Consider the following 2,074-nt stretch of genomic DNA (forward strand, 5'->3'; position numbering starts at 1 on the left):
CTACGGCGTCGTTCTCGCGCTCGGTGATGATGTGCCAGGCGCAGCCGGGGCACACGGCCTGATAGCGGCCGCCGCCGGGCAGCGGGTCGGCGGTGTGGTCGTGGTCGGATTCTTTGCACCAGGCGTCGGCGTAGAACATGTGCAGCTCGTGGCCGTCGTCGGTCGCGGCGCGCTCGCCTTGGTTGTAGCTGTTGCGGTGCCACATGTGGGAGCGGGGGATGCATCCGAAGCCGCCGAACTCGGCGCGGTAGCGGTCGAATGCTGCATCCAGCTCGGCGGGGCTGTAGTAGCTCGTCGTGTAGGCCAGGGGCGCGCCGTCCCATGCGGTCGCGGCGACGGCCTCGCGCTCGAACTCGGCCAGGTCGAACAGGGTTTCCGCGGTCATCGTTCCTTCTCCTCTAACGGTCTTGACGGCAATAGAGTTATTGCCGCTCAGGCGGCGACGGTCTCGGGCTGCTCGGTGAGCGCGTCGGCCAGGGCGTGAGCTGCGCGCAGCACGTTTGCCGCGGTGGCCTTGATCGTCTCGGCGTCGCAGTTGCTCCACCCGGCGACGTAGCCGACGCTGTAGGCGCTGGTGTCGAGTCCGAGAATCCCGGCGACGACGTAGGCGACGCTCTCGGCCTCGGTTTCCTTGGTGCCGCGGTGCTCGACGTACTCGGCGTGATCTTCCTCAGCGTGCAGGATGACGTGCGCGGCCTCGTGAAGTCCGGTCTTTGCGGCCTGGGCGGGGGAGAGGTCGGAATCGAGCACGACGCGACGGCCCTCGGGGTCGGTGTAGCCGTGTGCGCCTCCGGGGATGCTCTCGCGCTCGACGGTCCAGCCCTTGCCGGTGAGGTAGTCGGCCACGGCGTCGAAGATGCCCGCGGGGTCGTCTCCGGTCAGCGGCCGCGCGATGTCGGTCGGGTCGCCCGCCTCGGGGTCGATGAGGTCGGTCTGTCCCATGTCGAACACGGACACCGGGAAGAACAGCGTTCGGCGCTGCTCCTCGTCCTCGCCGGTCTTGGGGTTCTCGACCGTCTCGCGCACGTCGCGGCCGCCGAAGATGCGGATTCCGCGCTCACCCTTGCGCACCTGGCGGTTGAGCTTCTGCCACGTCCGGTAACCGGCGACGTGGGACGCCTCGGGGCACTGGCCGAAGATCAACAACAGGTTGTTGATGCTGTAGCGGTGGAATGCCTTCGTGAAGTCCAGGAACCGCGCCCACGCCTCCGACTCGCGCAGCGCCTCGACCTGCTCCGCGATCGTGGCTTGCAGCTCCTCGGCCTCGGCGCGACGCTGCTCGGGGGTCTTGGTGGTCTTGACGTTGCGTGCCATGTTCGGAACCTTCCGTGCCGGTAATAGGGTTATTTCCCTGCTCATCCCCTCCACGTTTTTTTGCCGTGAAGGCGGTTTACCGCCGCTAGGGAGGATGCCCGGAGCACAACCCGTAGGGCGGTGGGGGAGAGAGTTTCGGCGCGAAATAAGGGAGCGCAGCGACCGCGTGCCGAAAGTCTCGGAGGAGCCGGCGGCGCAGCCGCTTGGGTGGAGGGTTGACGACCGTATGCTGCCGAAGGCTTCACGGCAAAAGAACGGGCCGTAGGCCCTGACAGTGCCGGCGACGCCGGCTCGACCAGCGAGCCCGTGGGCTCGCCTCCGCGCAGCGGATCGGCTCTACGCGACGCGGCGCTGCGGGGTGTCGAGCTGCTTCGTGGCCGGGCCGTCGCAGTATCGGCACCGGATGCCGACGGTCATTCCGTGGGAGCAATAGCCGGGGTCGATCCACTCGCCCTCGGCGGTGTCGATCGCGGGGCTATCGTCGACGAGGGTTCTCGAGCGGAGATCTCCGTCGGCGTCGCGCTCGTAGGGGCGTACGGCTGTTCCATCGCGCTCCTCGATGATGATCCGTCGAGCTGCGGCGTAGTCCAGCCGGCCATCGGCTCGGCGCGGGTGCGGGCCGTAGGCGTGGGTGCCGTCCTCGGGGACGAGGGAGAGTTGACCGCGGCTCGGTCGACGTCGCGCGTCGGGTCGACGCGGTGCGCGCATCCACGCCTCCTCGGCCTTCCACCAGGCCCATGCTTCGCGCTCGACGCGGTAG

Annotated in this window: 2 protein-coding genes and 1 pseudogene; all 3 read right to left on the reverse strand. The window is 68.5% G+C overall.

Annotated features, from left to right (window positions below; translation table 11 throughout):
• Positions 1-385 (reverse strand): DUF6349 family protein (locus KZA10_RS13255; RefSeq protein ID WP_256934828.1); only part of this gene is annotated, 385 nt, incomplete at its 3' end.
• Between the two features lie 47 nt (positions 386-432).
• Positions 433-1,314 carry an ArdC-like ssDNA-binding domain-containing protein gene (locus tag KZA10_RS13260; protein WP_068484200.1) on the reverse strand — a complete coding sequence of 294 codons (882 nt, stop codon included), beginning with the start codon at positions 1,312-1,314 and terminating at the stop codon, positions 433-435.
• A gap of 336 nt (positions 1,315-1,650) precedes the next feature.
• Positions 1,651-2,074, reverse strand: a pseudogene (locus KZA10_RS13265) (hypothetical protein); the annotation flags it as partial.

This window comes from Microbacterium sp. BF1, assembly GCF_019279095.1.
In the GTDB taxonomy this organism is placed as follows: Bacteria; Actinomycetota; Actinomycetes; order Actinomycetales; family Microbacteriaceae; genus Microbacterium; species Microbacterium maritypicum.